The sequence below is a fragment of the Bradyrhizobium sp. F1.4.3 genome (assembly GCF_040548375.1).
Classification (GTDB): domain Bacteria; phylum Pseudomonadota; class Alphaproteobacteria; order Rhizobiales; family Xanthobacteraceae; genus Bradyrhizobium.
Map to the genome: position 1 here is coordinate 1 of NZ_JBEPRN010000029.1, position 15,557 is coordinate 15,557.

Annotated in this window: 14 protein-coding genes; 6 read left to right on the forward strand and 8 right to left on the reverse strand. The window is 64.7% G+C overall.

All coding sequences use genetic code 11. The features are described from left to right. Positions 1 to 299: 299 nt before the first annotated feature. The gene (locus ABIB73_RS36205; protein ID WP_354232104.1) at positions 300 to 1,199 is read left to right on the forward strand and encodes an EamA family transporter; all 900 of its coding nucleotides are present in this window, start codon (positions 300 to 302) and stop codon (positions 1,197 to 1,199) included. A gap of 13 nt (positions 1,200 to 1,212) precedes the next feature. Here the strand turns inward: ABIB73_RS36205 and ABIB73_RS36210 are convergent, their stop codons facing one another. Genes ABIB73_RS36210 through ABIB73_RS36225 form a run of 4 tightly spaced genes read right to left on the reverse strand, consistent with a single transcriptional unit; the run spans position 1,213 to position 3,687 of the window. After that, positions 1,213 to 1,695 carry a DUF1178 family protein gene (locus ABIB73_RS36210; protein WP_354232106.1) on the reverse strand — a complete coding sequence of 161 codons (483 nt, stop codon included), beginning with the start codon at positions 1,693 to 1,695 and terminating at the stop codon, positions 1,213 to 1,215. Continuing rightward, a complete protein-coding gene (locus ABIB73_RS36215; RefSeq protein WP_354232108.1) occupies positions 1,692 to 2,570 on the reverse strand; it encodes a carbon-nitrogen hydrolase family protein in 879 nt (292 codons plus the stop codon). The genes ABIB73_RS36210 and ABIB73_RS36215 overlap by 4 nt, the downstream gene beginning before the upstream one ends. Continuing rightward, on the reverse strand, positions 2,567 to 2,842 hold the full coding sequence (gene grxC / locus ABIB73_RS36220) for a glutaredoxin 3 (protein ID WP_354232110.1): 276 nt from the start codon (positions 2,840 to 2,842) through the stop codon (positions 2,567 to 2,569). Before grxC ends, ABIB73_RS36215 begins: the two co-directional genes overlap by 4 nt. Before the next feature lie 47 nt (positions 2,843 to 2,889). Beyond that, positions 2,890 to 3,687, reverse strand: coding sequence for a ComF family protein (locus ABIB73_RS36225; protein WP_354232112.1), 798 nt, complete (start codon positions 3,685 to 3,687; stop codon positions 2,890 to 2,892). A 230-nt stretch (positions 3,688 to 3,917) separates the two neighbouring features. Here ABIB73_RS36225 and ABIB73_RS36230 point away from each other — a divergent pair, with 230 nt between their 5' ends. Next, positions 3,918 to 4,766 (forward strand): methyltransferase domain-containing protein, encoded by an 849-nt coding sequence (locus ABIB73_RS36230; protein ID WP_354232114.1) that lies wholly within the window; start codon positions 3,918 to 3,920, stop codon positions 4,764 to 4,766. Between the two features lie 148 nt (positions 4,767 to 4,914). Here the strand turns inward: ABIB73_RS36230 and ABIB73_RS36235 are convergent, their stop codons facing one another. From ABIB73_RS36235 to ABIB73_RS36245, 3 genes are all read right to left on the reverse strand, one after another. Next, positions 4,915 to 5,325, reverse strand: coding sequence for a (deoxy)nucleoside triphosphate pyrophosphohydrolase (locus ABIB73_RS36235; RefSeq protein ID WP_354232116.1), 411 nt, complete (start codon positions 5,323 to 5,325; stop codon positions 4,915 to 4,917). Positions 5,326 to 5,335: 10 nt separating this feature from the next. After that, positions 5,336 to 6,577: a bifunctional glutamate N-acetyltransferase/amino-acid acetyltransferase ArgJ gene (gene argJ, locus ABIB73_RS36240; RefSeq protein WP_354232118.1), complete on the reverse strand. Its 1,242-nt coding sequence runs from the start codon at positions 6,575 to 6,577 to the stop codon at positions 5,336 to 5,338. A 100-nt stretch (positions 6,578 to 6,677) separates the two neighbouring features. Next, a complete protein-coding gene (locus ABIB73_RS36245) occupies positions 6,678 to 7,622 on the reverse strand; it encodes a peptidylprolyl isomerase (RefSeq protein WP_354232120.1) in 945 nt (314 codons plus the stop codon). Positions 7,623 to 7,974: 352 nt separating this feature from the next. Here ABIB73_RS36245 and secA point away from each other — a divergent pair, with 352 nt between their 5' ends. Continuing rightward, positions 7,975 to 10,815, forward strand: coding sequence for a preprotein translocase subunit SecA (gene secA, locus ABIB73_RS36250; protein ID WP_354232122.1), 2,841 nt, complete (start codon positions 7,975 to 7,977; stop codon positions 10,813 to 10,815). Positions 10,816 to 11,076: 261 nt separating this feature from the next. Here secA and ABIB73_RS36255 read toward each other — a convergent pair whose 3' ends face one another. After that, the gene (locus ABIB73_RS36255; protein ID WP_014439232.1) at positions 11,077 to 11,511 is read right to left on the reverse strand and encodes a MarR family winged helix-turn-helix transcriptional regulator; all 435 of its coding nucleotides are present in this window, start codon (positions 11,509 to 11,511) and stop codon (positions 11,077 to 11,079) included. A 179-nt stretch (positions 11,512 to 11,690) separates the two neighbouring features. Here ABIB73_RS36255 and ABIB73_RS36260 point away from each other — a divergent pair, with 179 nt between their 5' ends. The 3 genes from ABIB73_RS36260 to ABIB73_RS36270 all read left to right on the forward strand — a co-directional run bounded on the left by ABIB73_RS36260 (position 11,691) and on the right by ABIB73_RS36270 (position 15,555). Continuing rightward, entirely contained in the window at positions 11,691 to 12,875 is a 1,185-nt protein-coding gene (locus tag ABIB73_RS36260; RefSeq protein WP_354232123.1) for a substrate-binding domain-containing protein, read from the forward strand. Between the two features lie 169 nt (positions 12,876 to 13,044). Beyond that, a complete protein-coding gene (locus ABIB73_RS36265) occupies positions 13,045 to 14,559 on the forward strand; it encodes an amidase (RefSeq protein ID WP_354232124.1) in 1,515 nt (504 codons plus the stop codon). 138 nt (positions 14,560 to 14,697) lie between these two features. After that, entirely contained in the window at positions 14,698 to 15,555 is an 858-nt protein-coding gene (locus ABIB73_RS36270) for a branched-chain amino acid ABC transporter permease (RefSeq protein ID WP_354232125.1), read from the forward strand. Positions 15,556 to 15,557: the final 2 nt, after the last annotated feature.

A 15,557-nucleotide genomic window follows, 5' to 3' on the forward strand; every position in this document is an offset into this window, starting at 1 on the left:
CCAAGTGCAGCCACCAGGGAGGTGTGCTCCCTCGCCCGCTTGCGGGAGACGGTCGGGGTGAGGGTGTCTCCGCGTTGGGATTCCCCAGAGGCGAGGGGGGGGCCCCGCCCGCCCCCCCCCCCCCCCCCCCCCCCCCCCCCCCGGGCCCCCCCCCCCCCCCCCCCCCCCCCCCCCCCCCCCCCCACGACACTGAAACTCTGGCGAGAGCATCGCTCCTATGACATCGCCCGGATTGACCTGTTGCCGTGCGCTCGGCAGTTTGCAGTAACAGACCCCGTAGCGCAGTCACCCACACTCCCATGCTCACCATCACCAGTCTCTGGATTCCCTTCACCGTTGTTGCCGCGCTCGGCCAAGTCGCGCGCAATGCGATGCAGCGATCGCTGACGAAGCCGCTGGGGACGTGGGGTGCGACCAATATCCGCTTCCTGTTCGGCTTCCCGTTCTCGCTGCTGTTTCTGGCCGTGGTGCTGATCGCCTCCGGCGATCATCTGGGCATGCCGCCGTCGGTGTTCTGGCCCTGGCTGCTGCTCGGTGCGCTCAGCCAGATCATTGCCACCGGGTTGATGCTGCTCGCGATGAACGACCGCTCCTTCGTGGTGACGACGGCTTACCTGAAGACCGAGGCGATCCAGACCGCGGTCTTCGGCTTCGTCTTTCTTGGCGATCACCTGACCTGGCTGAAGGTGCTGGCGATCGTGATCGCGACCGTCGGCGTCGTCATCACCGCGCTGCGGCCCGGCGGCGAGAAGAGCTTTGCGGAGCTGAGGCCGACTATCACCGGCCTGGTCGCGGCGGCGGCGTTCGCGCTGTCCGCGGTCGGCTTTCGCGGCGCCATCATCAACGTACCGGGCGTGTCCTTCGTGACGGCAGCGTCGTTCACGCTGGTGCTAGGCCTGTTCGTGCAGACACTGATTCTGACGATCTATCTGCTCTGGCGCGCACCAAAGGTGCTTCAGGCGATTTTAGGGCTGTGGAAGCCGTCGCTGCTTGCGGGCTTCATGGGCGCCTTCGCCTCGCAGTTCTGGTTCCTGGCGTTCGCGCTGACGGCGGCCGCCAATGTCCGCACGCTCGCCTTGATCGAGGTGCTGTTCGCGCAAGCGGTGGCGTATTACTCGTTCAAGCAGCCGGTCGCACCGCGCGAGCTTTTTGGCATCGCGCTGATCGTGGTCGGCGTGGCGGTGCTGGTGGGAGTCTGACGCGCGTTGCGCGTCAGTTCCGGTCTTCCGGCAGCGTCGGCAACGGCGACACCTCGATGCCCTCGTCGATCAGCGACTTGGCCTCGTCGGGCGAAGCCTCGCCATAGATCGGGCGGTGCTCCTTGTCGCCGTAATGCATTGCGCGGGCTTCGTTGGCAAAACGCTCACCGACATTGTCGGCGTTCTTCACGATATGGTCGCGCAGCTCCTTCAGCTTGGTGCGCAGCTCTTTCTCCTGCGCCATCATCAGCGAGGTCGGTCCGGACGGCGCAGCCTCGGGCGCAGTGGTCGTGGGGGGCTCCGGTGGCGGCGTTGCCCGTCCTCGGCCCTTCTTGCCGACGATGCGCGGCGCCATGATCGCCTTGTCGACCTTGGCCGAACCGCAGATCGGACAGGTCACGAGCTTGCGCTTCACCTGCGAATCGTAAGCCGATGAGCTCTGGAACCAGCTTTCGAAGGCGTGGTCGCGGTCGCAGCGGAGCGCGTAACGGATCATGCCGATCCCCGCACCAGATGCAGATGGTCCGGCCCCGCCTTGGGGTCGGCGACGCCGAAGCGGCGGCCGTGCTGGAGCGACGGGATCGCGCGCCGCGCCGTCTCGACCTTGGCCGGGTCGATCTTGGCCATGATGATGCCGGGCTCGACGTCGCCTTCGGCGAGGATCTCGCCCCAGGGATCGATGATCAGCGAATGGCCATAGGTCTCACGCTTGTTCTCGTGCAGGCCGGCCTGTGCGGCGGCGAAGATGAAGCAGCCGGTCTCGATTGCGCGCGAACGCAGCAGCACATGCCAATGCGCCTCGCCGGTCTTGCGCGTGAAGGCCGAGGGCACCGTGATGAAGTAGGCGCCGCTTTCGGCAAGCGCGCGGTAGAGCGCGGGGAAGCGCACGTCGTAGCAGATCGTCAGCCCGACGCGGCCCCAGGGCAGGTCGGAGATCACGGCGGTCTCGCCCGGCTGGTAATTGGCGGATTCGCGATAGCTCTCGCCGTCCGGCAGTTCGATGTCGAACATGTGGATCTTGTCGTAGCTCGCGAGCACGTTGCCCTCGGGCCCGATCAGGAAGGAGCGGTTGACCGCTTTTTCCTCTGAGAAGCGCAGCGCCAGCGAGCCGACATGGATGTGGATCTTCAGCTCGGCTGCGAGCGCGCGGTAGGCCTTCAGCGAGGAGTCGTTCTCTTCGCTCTGGAGATGCTCGAACAGCGCCTTGCGGTTCAGCTGCATCATGTTGCTGACTTCGGGCGTTTGCACATAGTCGGCGCCGTTTGACGCCGCCTGCCGGATCAGCCTGGTGGCCTGCGCGAGGCTCGGCTCGGGCATCAGGCCGGTGCGCATCTGCACCATGGCGGCGGTGAAGGTCCGATTCTCGCTCATGATACCGCCTTCACGCTTTCGAGCATGGTGTCGAGCCGGCCCTCGCGATCAAGCGCGTAGAGCTCATCGCAGCCGCCGATATGGGTGCTGCCGATCCAGATCTGCGGGAAGGTCGAGCCCTCGCCGGCGCGGTCGTTCATCTCCTCGCGCCAAGACGGGTTCTTGGCGACGTCGAATTCCGTGAAGGTCGCCTTCTTGCGGGTCAAAAGCGACCGGGCGGCGGAACAATAGCCGCAGCCCGGCCTGGTGTAGATCTCGACAGCAGCGGTCATGTTGTCTGGCGCTTCCATGTCATGAATTCATTGAATTATATGGGACTTCACCGGCTCTCGACAACCCGGGCAAAGACCAGCACGTCGACCTGGGCCGCTTTGGCCCGGAGCAAGGCCCGCGCGCAGGCGTCCAGCGTCGCGCCTGACGTCAGGACGTCATCGATCAGGACGACGCGGCGGCCCTGAACCTCGGCCTGACGGTCAGGGGATACCTGGAACGCGCCCTGCACATTGGTGGCGCGCTGGGCCCGCGACAGGCCGATCTGCTGCTCGGTGGCGCGCACCCGGCGCAGTACCTCGCCCCGCACCCTCACCCCGCTCTGCCGCTCGATGATTCGCGCCAGCGCCCCGGACTGGTTGTAGCGGCGACGCCAGGCCCGGCGCCAATGCAGGGGAACGGGCACCAGCATGTCGGCGCCGGTCAACAACTCGCCGCCCGCGCGCGCCATCCAGCGGCCCATCGCGGGGGCGAGATCGGTGCGGTCCTGGTACTTCAGCGCATGCACCAGCGTGCGCGCGACGTCGTCATAGCGCACCGCCGCGCGGGCCCGCTGGTAGGCCGGCGGGCTCGCGATCGCCTCCATCGACAGCATGTCGGGGCCGGGGTCGTAGACGAAGGGAATGCCGAGCCGCGGGCAATAAGGCGGGGCGATGAACGACAGCTTTGCCCAGCAGGCCGCGCACACGCCCTCGCCATCCACCGGCTCGCGGCAGGACACGCACAAGGTCGGCAGCGCAATGTCGAGCGCGAGCCTTGCCGCGCGCGACAAGACGTGGCGGCCGGCCGTCCAGGCGGCCCGCAGGGGTGCGGCGATGGGACGGGAGGGGGCGGTGTCGGATGCCATGGGGGGAAGGCTAGCGCTGCACCATAGATTGCTCAAGTCGTCGTCTCGTGCCCCGGACGCAGCGCAGCGCTCCTTCAGCGGTGCGGCTGCTGAGCCGGGCCCATCCCTCCGCGACCTGCCGTGCATCCCCTGGGTCCCCGGCTCAGCGCAGCAGCGCAAGAGCGCTGCAGCGCGTCCGGGACACGTGAGAGGAGATTGCCAGAACGACTTGGATCGGCGTAACCAGCGGCATGGCTCAAGACCCGCAAACCCCGCCCGCTCTGTTCGATCGTGCATTGCTGCACGCGCGGCAGCAGCGCGCGCAGGCGCAAGGTGCCGTGAGCTTCTTGCTCGATCGCGCGGCCGAAGACATGTCCGACCGGCTGGCCGCGGTGATGCGGGAGTTTCACGCTCCGGCCGATCTCTGGACGCCAGGTGAGGGTCTTGCGGCATTGCGCGCTCGGCTGCCGTCACTTCAGCGGATTGCGCTTGGCGCAACCGGCGAGGAGAAGCTGCCCTTCGCACCCGAAAGCCTCGACCTCGTCGTCTCGGCGCTGGCGCTGCAATTCGTCAATGACCTGCCGGGAGTGTTTGCGCAAATCCGTCGCGCGCTGAAGCCGGACGGGCTGCTGCTGGCGGCGATGATCGGCGGCGACAGCCTGACGGAGCTGCGCCAGGCCTTTGCTGCCGCGGAGGCCGAATGCGAGGGCGGCGTTTCACCGCGCGTGGCACCGTTCGCCGACTTGCGCGACATCGGCGCGCTGTTGCAGCGGGCGGGCTTTGCGCTGCCGGTCACCGACGTCGACCGCGTCGTGGTGCGCTACGCCAATGCGTTCGCGCTGATGCAGGATCTCCGCCGCATGGGCGCGACCAATGTGCTGATCGAGCGGCGTCGCACATTGAGCCGGTGCGCGACGCTGCTGCGCATGGCCGAAATCTATGCCGAGCGTTTTGCCGATTCCGACGGCCGCATCCGCGCGACCTTCGATATCATCTGGCTCTCCGGCTGGGCGCCGCATGCGAGCCAGCAGCAGCCGCTGAAGCCCGGCTCGGCCAAGGCGAGCCTGGCGGAGGCGGTGCGGAAGGCGGGGAAAGATTGACGTGTCCCGGACACGCTGCAGCGTTCTTACGCTGCTGCGCAGAGCCGGGATCCAGCTCGTGGCTTCTGGGCCCCGGCTCTGCAGCGCACCGCAAGAGCGCGTCGAAGACGCGCGTAAACGCGCTTATGGCGTCCGGGGCACGCGCAGCTCACATCAACAAATCGATCAAATGCGGGATCAGCGGAATGTCCGCGGGCGGCATCGGGTAGTCGCGCAACTTGTTGGCGCGGACCCAGGCGAGGGTCTGGCCTTCGCGCGGCGTGACCATACCTTCCCAGCGCCGGCAGATGTAGAGCGGCATCAACAGATGGAATGTCTCGTAGCCGTAGCTCGCAAAGGTCAGCGGCGCCAGGCACGGCTCGGCGACGGTGATGCCGAGCTCTTCGTGAAGTTCGCGGATCAGGCTCTGCTCCGGCCGCTCGCCGGGCTCGAGCTTGCCGCCGGGAAATTCCCAGAGGCCGGCCAGCGTCTTGCCTTCGGGGCGCTGCGCGATCAGGACGCGCTTGTCGGCGTCGACAAGCGCGCAGGCCACCACCAGTGTCAGTTTGAGATCGGCCATCGGCTCTCAGCTACGACCTGTAATCCCCGTTGATCGCGATATATTCCTTGGTGAGGTCGCATGTCAGCACGCGGTCGCGGCCCTTGCCGATGCCGAGCGAGACCTTGATCGCGATCTCCGGGGCCTTCATCGCTTCCGAGACCTGCGCCTCGTCATAGGACGGATCGCGCGCGCCGCTCTTGGCGACGCGGATGCCGTTGAAGGCGATCGAGAGCTTGTCGCGGTTGGCCGGCTCGCCGGCCTTGCCGACCGCCATCACCACGCGGCCCCAATTGGCGTCTTCGCCGGCAATCGCGGTTTTCACCAGCGGCGAGTTCGCAATCGACATCGCGATTTTTCGCGCCGAAGCCTTTGAAACGGCGCCCTCGACCGTGATCTCGACCAGCTTGCGCGCGCCTTCGCCATCGCGCGCCACCTGCTCGGCGAGATTGGCGAGCACCTGATGGAACGCCTTGGTGAAAGCCTTCAGCCGCGGATCGCTGGCGCGGCTGATCTTCGGCGCACCGTGTTCGGCCGCGGCCCCCGTCGCGAACGCCAGCAGCGTGTCGGAGGTCGAGGTGTCGCCATCGATCGTCACGGCGTTGAAGGTATCCTCGACGCCGCTCTTGAGCAGGGCTTGCAGCGCTGCGGGCGCGATCGGCGCGTCGGTGAAGATGAATGACAGCATCGTCGCCATGTCGGGCGCGATCATGCCGGCGCCTTTGGCCATGCCGTTGATGGTGACCTTGGCCTTGCCGAGCTTGACGGTGGCGGTCGCGACCTTCGGAAAGGTGTCGGTGGTCATGATCGCCTTGGCCGCGGTGAGATAATCGCCGGGCTCGGCGCTCTCGGCGAGACGACCCAGCACGCCGTCGAACTTGGTCGCGTCCAGCGGCTCGCCGATCACGCCGGTCGAGGCCAGGAAAATCTCACCCTCGCTGCATCCGACCGCCTTGGCCGCGATCTTGGCGGTCAGCGCGGTGGAGCCGCGGCCGGTCTTGCCGGTGAAGGCATTGGCGTTGCCGGAATTGACCACGAGCGCGCGCGCCTTGCCGCCCTTCAGTTTTGCACGGCACCATTCGACCGGCGCGGACGGACATTTCGACTTGGTGAAGACGCCCGCGACCGCGGTGCCCTTGTCCATCACCGCAAGCAGCACGTCGGTGCGGTTCTTGTAACGGATGCCAGCCTCGGCGGTCGCAAGACGGACGCCCGCGATGGCGGGCATGTCGGGAACAGTTTTCGGGGCGAGCGGCGAGACGGAGGAGGACATCGTGGGGCGCCTTGGTGGATCTGAATATGCAGATGGCCGGGCGAAGCCCGGCCATTGCGACGTTAGATACTATTGGCGTCCGTGAAGTGACAGCGAATTCTTACTTCTTCGCAGGCGGTGCCATCTTGCTGTCGGCGGGCTTCGCATCGGACTTGGCCGCGTCGGCCGGCTTGGCATCCGGCTTGGCGTCCTTCGCAGCATCAGCCGCCGGCTGGTCCATGCGCTCGACCTTGGCCTCGGCGCGCAGCTTGGCGACATAATCGGCCTGCGCCTTGCGGGTCACGTACTGCTCGATCTGGGCCTTGACCTGATCGAAGTCCGGCGCCTTGCGGTTGCGCTTTTCCTCAACCTTGATGATGTGCCAGCCGAACTGCGACTTCACGGGGTCGGAGATCTTGCCCGGCTCCAGCGCGAAGGCCACCGCCGAGAATTCCGGCACCATCTGTTCCTTGGTGAAGAAGCCGAGGTCGCCACCGTCAGCCGAGCCCGGATCCTTGGACTTCTTCTTGGCGAGCTCGGCGAAATCGGCGCCCTTGTCCAGCTCGGCCTTCACCGCCTTGGCCTCGTCCTCGGTCTCGACCAGGATGTGGCGGGCGCGCACTTCCTGCTCGCCGGTGATCTGCTTGGAGGCCTCCTCATAGACCTTCTTCATGGCGTCGTCGTTGGTCGCGGCCTTGCCTTCCTGGGCGAGCAGGCTGTCCATCAGCAGGCGGTTGCGGGCGAACGCCATCCGCTTCTTGAATTCCTCGCCGTCAGCGACCTTCTTGTCCTCGGCCGCCTTGGCCACGATCTTCATGTCGATCAGGAAGGACAGGACGTTCTCATCCTTGGTCGCCGGATCCATCTGGGCGAGGCTCGGCCCGAGTTCCTCTTCCGCCATGGCGACGTCGCTCTTCTTGATGTCAGCGCCATTGACCTTCGCCAGCACTGGATCGTCGGCAGCCCGGCCGGGACCCGCGATCAGCGCCAACGCAAGGCAGCCCGCAAGGGCGGTGGCGAGGCCGAAGCGCAGGCCGGTTTTCGTTACCGGGAACGAGGTGGTCATGGAAAATCCTTATGTTGAAGCAGGGGCTGCTCGAGCGGGGCGGACACTCGCCCAATCAGGGGGGCTTGGCAACGCGAAAAGTCTGTCAAAATGATGAATTAGCCGCAATCCGGCCGCCGTTGACAAGGCCCTGACCGGGCCATATCTCTGCCCGGTCGCGTCCATGGCGATGGCGTTTATTTTACTGCGTTTTTGGCCGTTGAACCCTGACTTGCTCAATTCCCACCCATATGGCGGATGACCCCCCGCAGTCCGGGCTCTGGCGCCATCAGGCGTCACGGTGAGTTGATAGGCAAGCGGGCGACAACCTTTCGGCTGCAACGCGGTTAAATCGCGAACACAGGAACTAGTCATGATCGGCGCGCTCGCCCGCAAGTTTTTCGGCTCCTCCAACGACCGGCGGGTGAAGGGATATCAGGCCCGCGTCAACGCGATCAACGCGCTGGAGCCCGAGCTCATCAATCTCTCCGACGAGGAGCTCAAGGCCCGCACTGCGGACTTCAGGAAGCAGCTCGCCGAAGGCAAGACGCTGGACGATTTGCTGGTGCCGGCTTTCGCCACCGTGCGCGAGGCCGCCAAGCGCACGCTCGGTCAGCGCCATTTCGACGTCCAGCTGATCGGCGGCATGGTGCTGCATGAGGGCGATATCGCGGAGATGAAGACCGGCGAAGGCAAGACGCTTGTGGCAACGCTTGCGGTCTACCTCAATGCGCTCGCCGGCAAGGGCATCCACGTCGTCACCGTCAACGACTACCTCGCCCGCCGCGACTCCAGCTGGATGGGCCAGATCTACAGCTTCCTCGGCATGACCACCGGCGTGATCGTCCACGGGCTGGACGATTCCGAGCGCAAGGCGGCCTATGCCTGCGACATCACTTACGGCACCAACAACGAATACGGCTTCGACTACTTGCGCGACAACATGAAGTACCGGCTCGAGGACATGGTCCAGCGGCCGCACTTCTACGCGATCGTCGACGAAGTCGACTCGATCCTGATCGACGAGGCGCGGACGCCGCTGATCATTTCCGGTCCGCTCGACGACCGCTCGGACTTCTACAACACCATCGACGGCTTCCTGCCCAAGCTCGACAAGACCGACTATGAGGTCGACGAGAAGCAGCGCACCGTGACGCTGACCGAAGCCGGCATGGAGAAGATCGAGACGTTGCTGCGCGACGCCGGCCAGCTCAAGGGCGAGTCGCTCTACGACGTCGAGAACGTCTCCGTCGTGCACCACATCAACCAGGCGCTGCGCGCGCATACGCTGTTCACCCGCGACAAGGACTACATCGTCCGCGACGACGAGGTCATCATCATCGACGAGTTCACCGGACGCATGATGCAGGGCCGGCGCTATTCCGAAGGCCTGCACCAGGCGCTGGAAGCCAAGGAGCATGTGCAGGTTCAGCCGGAAAACCAGACGCTGGCCTCGATCACGTTCCAGAACTATTTCCGGATGTATGAAAAGCTCGCCGGCATGACCGGCACGGCGTTGACCGAAGCCGACGAACTCTTTGACATCTACAAGCTCGAAGTCGTGGAGATCCCGACCAACGTGCCGGTCGGCCGCCTGGACGAGGACGACGAGGTCTACCGCACCCAGAAGGAAAAATACTCAGCCATCCTCGCCGAGATCGAACGCGCCAATTCGCGGCTGCAGCCCGTGCTGGTCGGCACCGCGTCGATCGAGAAGTCGGAAGTGCTCGCCGAATTCCTCAAAGCGCACGGCTACAAGCAGATCGACTTCGGCAAGGACAACGCGCTGGACAAGCTCTATGCCGCGGCGCGTGCCGGCAAGCAGGCCAAGCTGTTCGCGGTGCTGAACGCGCGCTTCCACGAGCAGGAAGCCTATATCGTCGCCGAAGCCGGCGTTCCCGGCGCGATCACGATCGCGACCAACATGGCCGGCCGCGGTACCGACATCAAGCTCGGCGGTTCGCTCGAGATGCGCATCCCGAAGGAGACCGCGGGCATCGAGGACGAGGCCGAGAAGGCCAGGAAGATCGAGCAGATCAAGGCCGACGTCGAGCGTTTCCGCGACATCGTGCTGAACGCGGAGGAGACCGTCGAGATCGAGCCGGCGAAGGGCAACAAGCCCGCCAAGACCGTGAAGAAGCCGGGCGGCCTCTACATCATGGGCTCCGAGCGTCACGAATCCCGCCGCATCGACAACCAGCTTCGCGGCCGTTCCGGCCGTCAGGGCGACCCCGGCCGCTCAAAATTCTTCCTGTCGCTGGAAGACGATCTGATGCGCATCTTCGGCTCGGATCGTCTCGACAGCATGCTCCAGCGTCTCGGCCTGCAAGAGGGCGAGGCCATCATCCACCCCTGGATCAACAAGGCGCTGGAAAAGGCGCAGCAGAAGGTCGAGGCCCGCAACTTCGACATCCGCAAGAATTTGCTCAAATTCGACAACGTCCAGAACGACCAGCGCAAGGTGATCTTCGACCAGCGCGTCGAGTTGATGAAGGACGACAGTGTCGCCGAGACCATCTCCGACATGCGCCACGCCTTCATCGACGACCTCGTCGCCAAGCACGTGCCCGAGCATGCCTATGCCGAGCAGTGGGATGTTGCCGGCCTGAAGGAAGAGCTGAAGCGCGTGCTCGATCTCGACCTGCCGGTCGAGGACTGGGCCAAGGAGGAGGGCATCGCCGACGAGGAGCTGCTCTCGCGCATCGAGACCCGCGCCGACGAGCACATGGCGGCCAAGGTCGCGCAATGGGGCCCCGACGTGATGCGTTACGTCGAGAAGACCATCCTGCTCCAGACGCTCGACCATCTCTGGCGCGAGCATCTGATCATGCTCGACCATCTGCGCCAGGTCATTGGCCTCCGCGGTTATGGCCAGCGCGATCCGTTGCAGGAGTACAAGACCGAGGCGTTCAACCTCTTCCAGGAGATGAGCGCCCATCTGCGCGAGGCCGTAACCGCGCAGCTGATGCGGGTCGAGATCATTCCGCCGGAGCAGGAAGCGCCTATCCTGCCGCCGATGGAGGCGCACAAGTTCGACCCGAACACCGGCGAGGACGAGATGGCACTCGCCAGCGTCACGCTGGCGCCGCAGGCCACCGACGCCGCCCTTCGCGACCCGAAGAACCCCGCCAGCTGGGGCAAGATCGGCCGCAACGAGGACTGCCCATGCGGTAGCGGCAAGAAGTACAAGCACTGCCACGGACGGTACGGCTAGCGGCTAACTGTCATGCCCCGCGAAAGCGGGGCATCCGGTACGCCGCGGCGCTAGTTAAGCGCGACACCGCTCTGCAACACATTCCGTCGTCATCCCGGCGAAGGCCGGGATCCATACCGCGGAATCTGTCGAGAACATGCGGTCGTTGTACCACGCGAGGAAGCACAACTAGCAGTCTTCGCCTAATCCAACCTGTGGTTATGGGTCCCGGCCTTCGCCGGGACGACGTGCTTTAAGAGATCGCGCCTAGAATGCGCCGCCTCAATTCGAGCTGTCGATCAAGCTCTCCAGCAACCGCTTCAGTTCGCTCGTCGACTTGTCACCGTAGCTTTCGAGGATGTGCTCCTCCTGGTCGACCGCGAGCGAGTTGAGCTTCCTGCACAGCACCTTGCCGCGGTCGGAGATGAACATCAAAACCTTGCGACGGTCGTTCGGATCCTGCACGCGATAGACCAGCGTGTCGGAGACCATGCGGTCGATCATCTTGGTCAGCGTCGGATGGTTGAGCAGCACGGCGTCGGCAAGCTCGCCCATCGAATGGCCGTTGCCATCGGAGAGAACCTTGAGGATGCGCCATTGCTCGACGGGGACGCCTTCCTTGCTCAAGCGCAGCTCCAGCTGCCGGTTGATCTCCCGGTTGGCTTGCGCGAGCAAATAAGCGAGGTGTTCGGTGATCGGGGAGTTCGGTTTTGCCACGGCTAAGACTTCGTCTTGACCCAAATGAGTGAATGTCTTGCAATCAATGCTGCATCTATATGCACTTCAATTCTTGAATATTCAATATTTTCAAAATAGGATGATTGCACAACAAAAGGGCGGGTGCCGCGGCCGCCTGTAGAATGAGCTTTCAAGTCTGGTCCCAGACAGGAGTTGGCGTGCGCGCGACGGTAAACTTCCCGGCTCACGGCGGTCCGGCGTTGCCGCCGTCTTTGCTGTTCAGGAATCTGTCGTCGTCGGCGGCCGATGGCGAGCTGTCGCCGAGCGATCATGTCTTCCTCAAGCGGCGCGGCGCCAACAAGCTTCGCATCGGAGGCTTCATCTGCTGCACCGGCTCGCCCGGGGTCTGGGGTCCGTGTGCGACCAACAGTGCGCAGCTCGCGGTCGCCGAGATCAACAGGCGCGGCGGTATCCTCGGACGTGAGATCGAGTTGTCGATCTACGATGCGGGCGGGCCGCTCGATGAGGTCTTGAACCGGGCCGAGCAGGCGATCGCTTTCGATGAGGTCGATCTGATCGTCGGGCTGCATACCAGCGCGGTGCGAATAGCGCTGCGCAAGGTCACCACACGCCATCGCATTCCCTACATCTACACGCCCGTCTACGAGGGCGGCGAGCAGACGCCGGGCGTGATGGCGATCGGCGAGACGCCACGCTGGCAGAGCCGGCCGTCGATCCACTGGCTTGCCGACGTCAAGAAGGCGGCGCGCTGGTACCTGATCGGCAGCGACTATGTCTGGCCCTGGCAGTCGCACCGCGCGGTGAAGCGCTACATCAAGGAAACTGGCGGACACGTCGTCGGCGAGGAGTTCGTTCCCCTCGGCGAAGACAATCACGAGCCGCATCTGGAGCGCATCCGCGCCGCGAGGCCAGATGTCGTGCTGATCTCGCTGATCGGCACCGACAGCATCACCTTCAATCGCGCGTTTGGCGAATGCGGCCTTGCCGCGACGACGCTGCGGCTGGCCGGTGCAATGGACGAGACCGTGCTGCTCGGCATCGGCGCCGACAACAGCGAGAACATGTTCTGCGCCTCCGGTTATTTCCCCGGCATCGGCTCGCGGGCCAATGATGACTTTCAAAGCCGTTATCGCCTGATGTTCGGGCCGAATGCCGCGCCGATCGGCTCGCTCGGCCAATCCAGCTACGAGGGGCTGCGTTTCCTCGAAGCCGTCGCGAACAAGGCCGGCACGTTGGCGACGGGGCCCATGCTCGCAGCGGGACGCAACATCGTTTATGGCGGCGCGCGCGGTCAGGTCACCGTTCGGAACGGTAACACCCGGATGCAGATGTATCTCGCCGAGGCCGACGGGCTCGATTTCAGGCTGATCAAGCCAGTCTGACCCCCGGGCGCGGCAATCCGAAGACGCTCCAAACTCAAAATAATACTTGAAAAGGAAAATATTTCCGTCTGTAGTATCAACGCGACGCCGATTGGTCCGCGCCGTGCAGGCGTGACCCAAGAGGCTGTCCGCTCAAAGCCAGGGATCAAGAAGCCTCAAGGAGAGCGCCGTGACAGTTTCCCTTCCCACGCCAGCCCAATTGCGCAGCGTCGCCGAGCAATGCGGCCTCGCGCTGACCGATGAAGACGTCACCTCATTCCGCGGCCTGATGCAGGGCTCGATCGAGGCCTACAATCTCGTTGGCGCCATGCCGGATGAAGTCCCGGAGGTCAAATATCCGCGCACGCCGGGCTACCGGCCGTCTCCGGAAGAGAACCCGCGCAACGCCTGGTACCGCAAGTCGACCGTGAAGGGCGCCGCGAGCGGCAAGCTCAAGGGCAAGACGGTTGCCTTGAAAGACAACATCATGCTCGCCGGCGTTCCCATGATGAACGGCTCGGCGACGCTGGAAGGCTATGTCCCCGACTTTGACGCCACCGTTGTCACGCGTATCCTGGACGCCGGCGGGGAAATCCTCGGCAAGACCCACTGTGAATCCTTCTGCATGTCCGGCGGCAGTCACACTGGTGCGGTCGGCGCGGTGCATAATCCCCACAAGATGGGTTATTCGGCCGGGGGCTCGTCCTCGGGCAGCGGTGTTGTCGTCGCCCTTGGCGAAGCCGACATGGCGATGGGCGGCGACCAGGGCGGCTCGATCCGCATGCCGTCGTCGTTCTGCGGCACCTATGGCATGAAGCCGACCTGGGGCCTCGTGCCCTACACCGGCATCATGCCGATCGAGATCTTCGTCGATCACACCGGCCCGATGACGGCGACAGTTGCCGACAACGCGCTGCTGCTCGAAGTGCTGGCCGGCGACGACGGCTACGACCCGCGCATCAAGGCTCCGAAGGTTGAAGAGTACACCAAGGCGCTCGGCCAGGGTGTCAAGGGCATGAAGATCGGCATCCTCAAGGAAGGCTTTGAGCAGGCGGCCGCCGAGTCCGCCGTGAACGAAAGCGTGCGCGAGGCGGCAAAACGCCTCAAGGATCTCGGCGCTACCGTCGAGACCGTTTCGATCCCGATGCACCTCGTCGGCCCCGCAATCTGGACGCCGATCGGCACCGAAGGCATGACCCAGACCATGATGTATGGCGACGGCTATGGGCTCAGCCGCTCCGACCTCTATTCGACCTCGCTGATGGACTTCCATCGCGGCTGGCGGCGGCAGGCGGATTCACTGTCCGAGACCACAAAACTGTTCCTGCTGCTCGGCACCTACATCAACAACAATTTTGGTCCGCGCTACTATGGCAAGGCGCTCAACATCTCCCGCCGCCTCACTGCGGCCTACGACAAGGCGTTCAAAGACTACGACCTGCTGCTGCTGCCGACCACGCCGATGAAGGCGACCAAGTTGCCGGAGCCCACCGCCAGCCGCGAGGACTATGTCGCGCGGGCGCTGGAGATGATCTCCAACACCGCGCCGTTCGACATCACCCATCATCCCGCGATGTCGCTGCCCTGCGGCATGGTCGATGGGCTGCCCGTCGGCCTGATGCTGGTCGGCCGCATGTTCGAAGAATCGACCATCTACCGCGCCGCGCATGCTTTCGAGCAGATCGGCGATTGGAAGAAGATGTGAGAGGAACGCTGATGCAGGCGGACGGAACACCAGAGCGTTTTCGAGCGAAGTGGATACCGGCTCGCGTCAAGAAAACGCGTCAAAACAAGAATCCAGAGCCCCGTTCCGATTCCATCGGAACGGGAGAGGCTCTGGCGCATGGCTAACGCGTTCGTCGCGGCGTTCGAGATTCTGAGCTTCGGCGCGATCATCGTCCTGATCGTGCTGGGGCTCGGGATCATCGCCAGCATGATGGGTATCTTCAACTTCGCACAGGGCGAGTTCGTCCTGCTCGGGGCCTACATCACCTATCTTGCCTACGCCAAGGGCCTGCCGATCTGGACCGGCATGGTCGCGGCGCCCTTCGTGGTCGGCGCGCTCGGTTTCGTGCTGGAGGCGCTGATCATCCGCCGCTTCTACGCCGCGCCGATCGTGGCGATGCTCGGCACCTACGCGCTCGGCCTGATCATCCGCGAGACTGTCCGCGGCCTGATCGGCGGGTTCTATCTCACCGTGCCCGAGCCGATCGGCGGCTCGATCGATATCGGCGCCATGCACATCTCGGCCTGGCGCTTCACCATCATCGTCATCACGCTGCTGGTGATGGGCGGTTGCTATCTGCTGCTGGCGCGGACCACCTTCGGCCTGCGCGTCCGTGCCACGCTGGAGAACCCGGCGCTGGCGCGGGCCTCCGGCATCTCCACGCCGCTGATCTACGGCGCAACTTTTGCCTTCGGTGCGGCGCTCGCCGGCCTTGCCGGCGCGCTGATTGTGCCGGTGTTCAGCCTGTTTGCCGATCTCGGCCTGCGCTTCCTGATCCAGGGCTTTGTTGCGGTCATGGTCGGCGGCGTCGGCTCCTTCATCGGGCCGGTCGCGGGTGCCGGCGTCATCGGCACGCTCAGCGCGGCGCTGCCATGGGTCATGGCGCCCGTCGTCGCCGACGTCCTCGTTTTCGTCCTTGCCATTGTCTTCATCAAATTCCGGCCACAGGGCCTCATCGCTGGAAAAGGGGTTTAGTC

Coding starts and splice junctions, on each gene's coding strand:
- grxC (WP_354232110.1), bottom strand. CDS start 2,842: ATGACCGCTGCTGTCGAGATCTACACCAGGCCGGGCTGCGGCTATTGT.
- ABIB73_RS36205 (WP_354232104.1), top strand. CDS start 300: ATGCTCACCATCACCAGTCTCTGGATTCCCTTCACCGTTGTTGCCGCG.
- ABIB73_RS36215 (WP_354232108.1), bottom strand. CDS start 2,570: ATGAGCGAGAATCGGACCTTCACCGCCGCCATGGTGCAGATGCGCACC.
- ABIB73_RS36230 (WP_354232114.1), top strand. CDS start 3,918: ATGGCTCAAGACCCGCAAACCCCGCCCGCTCTGTTCGATCGTGCATTG.
- ABIB73_RS36235 (WP_354232116.1), bottom strand. CDS start 5,325: ATGGCCGATCTCAAACTGACACTGGTGGTGGCCTGCGCGCTTGTCGAC.
- ABIB73_RS36225 (WP_354232112.1), bottom strand. CDS start 3,687: ATGGCATCCGACACCGCCCCCTCCCGTCCCATCGCCGCACCCCTGCGG.
- secA (WP_354232122.1), top strand. CDS start 7,975: ATGATCGGCGCGCTCGCCCGCAAGTTTTTCGGCTCCTCCAACGACCGG.
- ABIB73_RS36270 (WP_354232125.1), top strand. CDS start 14,698: ATGGCTAACGCGTTCGTCGCGGCGTTCGAGATTCTGAGCTTCGGCGCG.
- ABIB73_RS36210 (WP_354232106.1), bottom strand. CDS start 1,695: ATGATCCGTTACGCGCTCCGCTGCGACCGCGACCACGCCTTCGAAAGC.
- argJ (WP_354232118.1), bottom strand. CDS start 6,577: ATGTCCTCCTCCGTCTCGCCGCTCGCCCCGAAAACTGTTCCCGACATG.
- ABIB73_RS36245 (WP_354232120.1), bottom strand. CDS start 7,622: ATGACCACCTCGTTCCCGGTAACGAAAACCGGCCTGCGCTTCGGCCTC.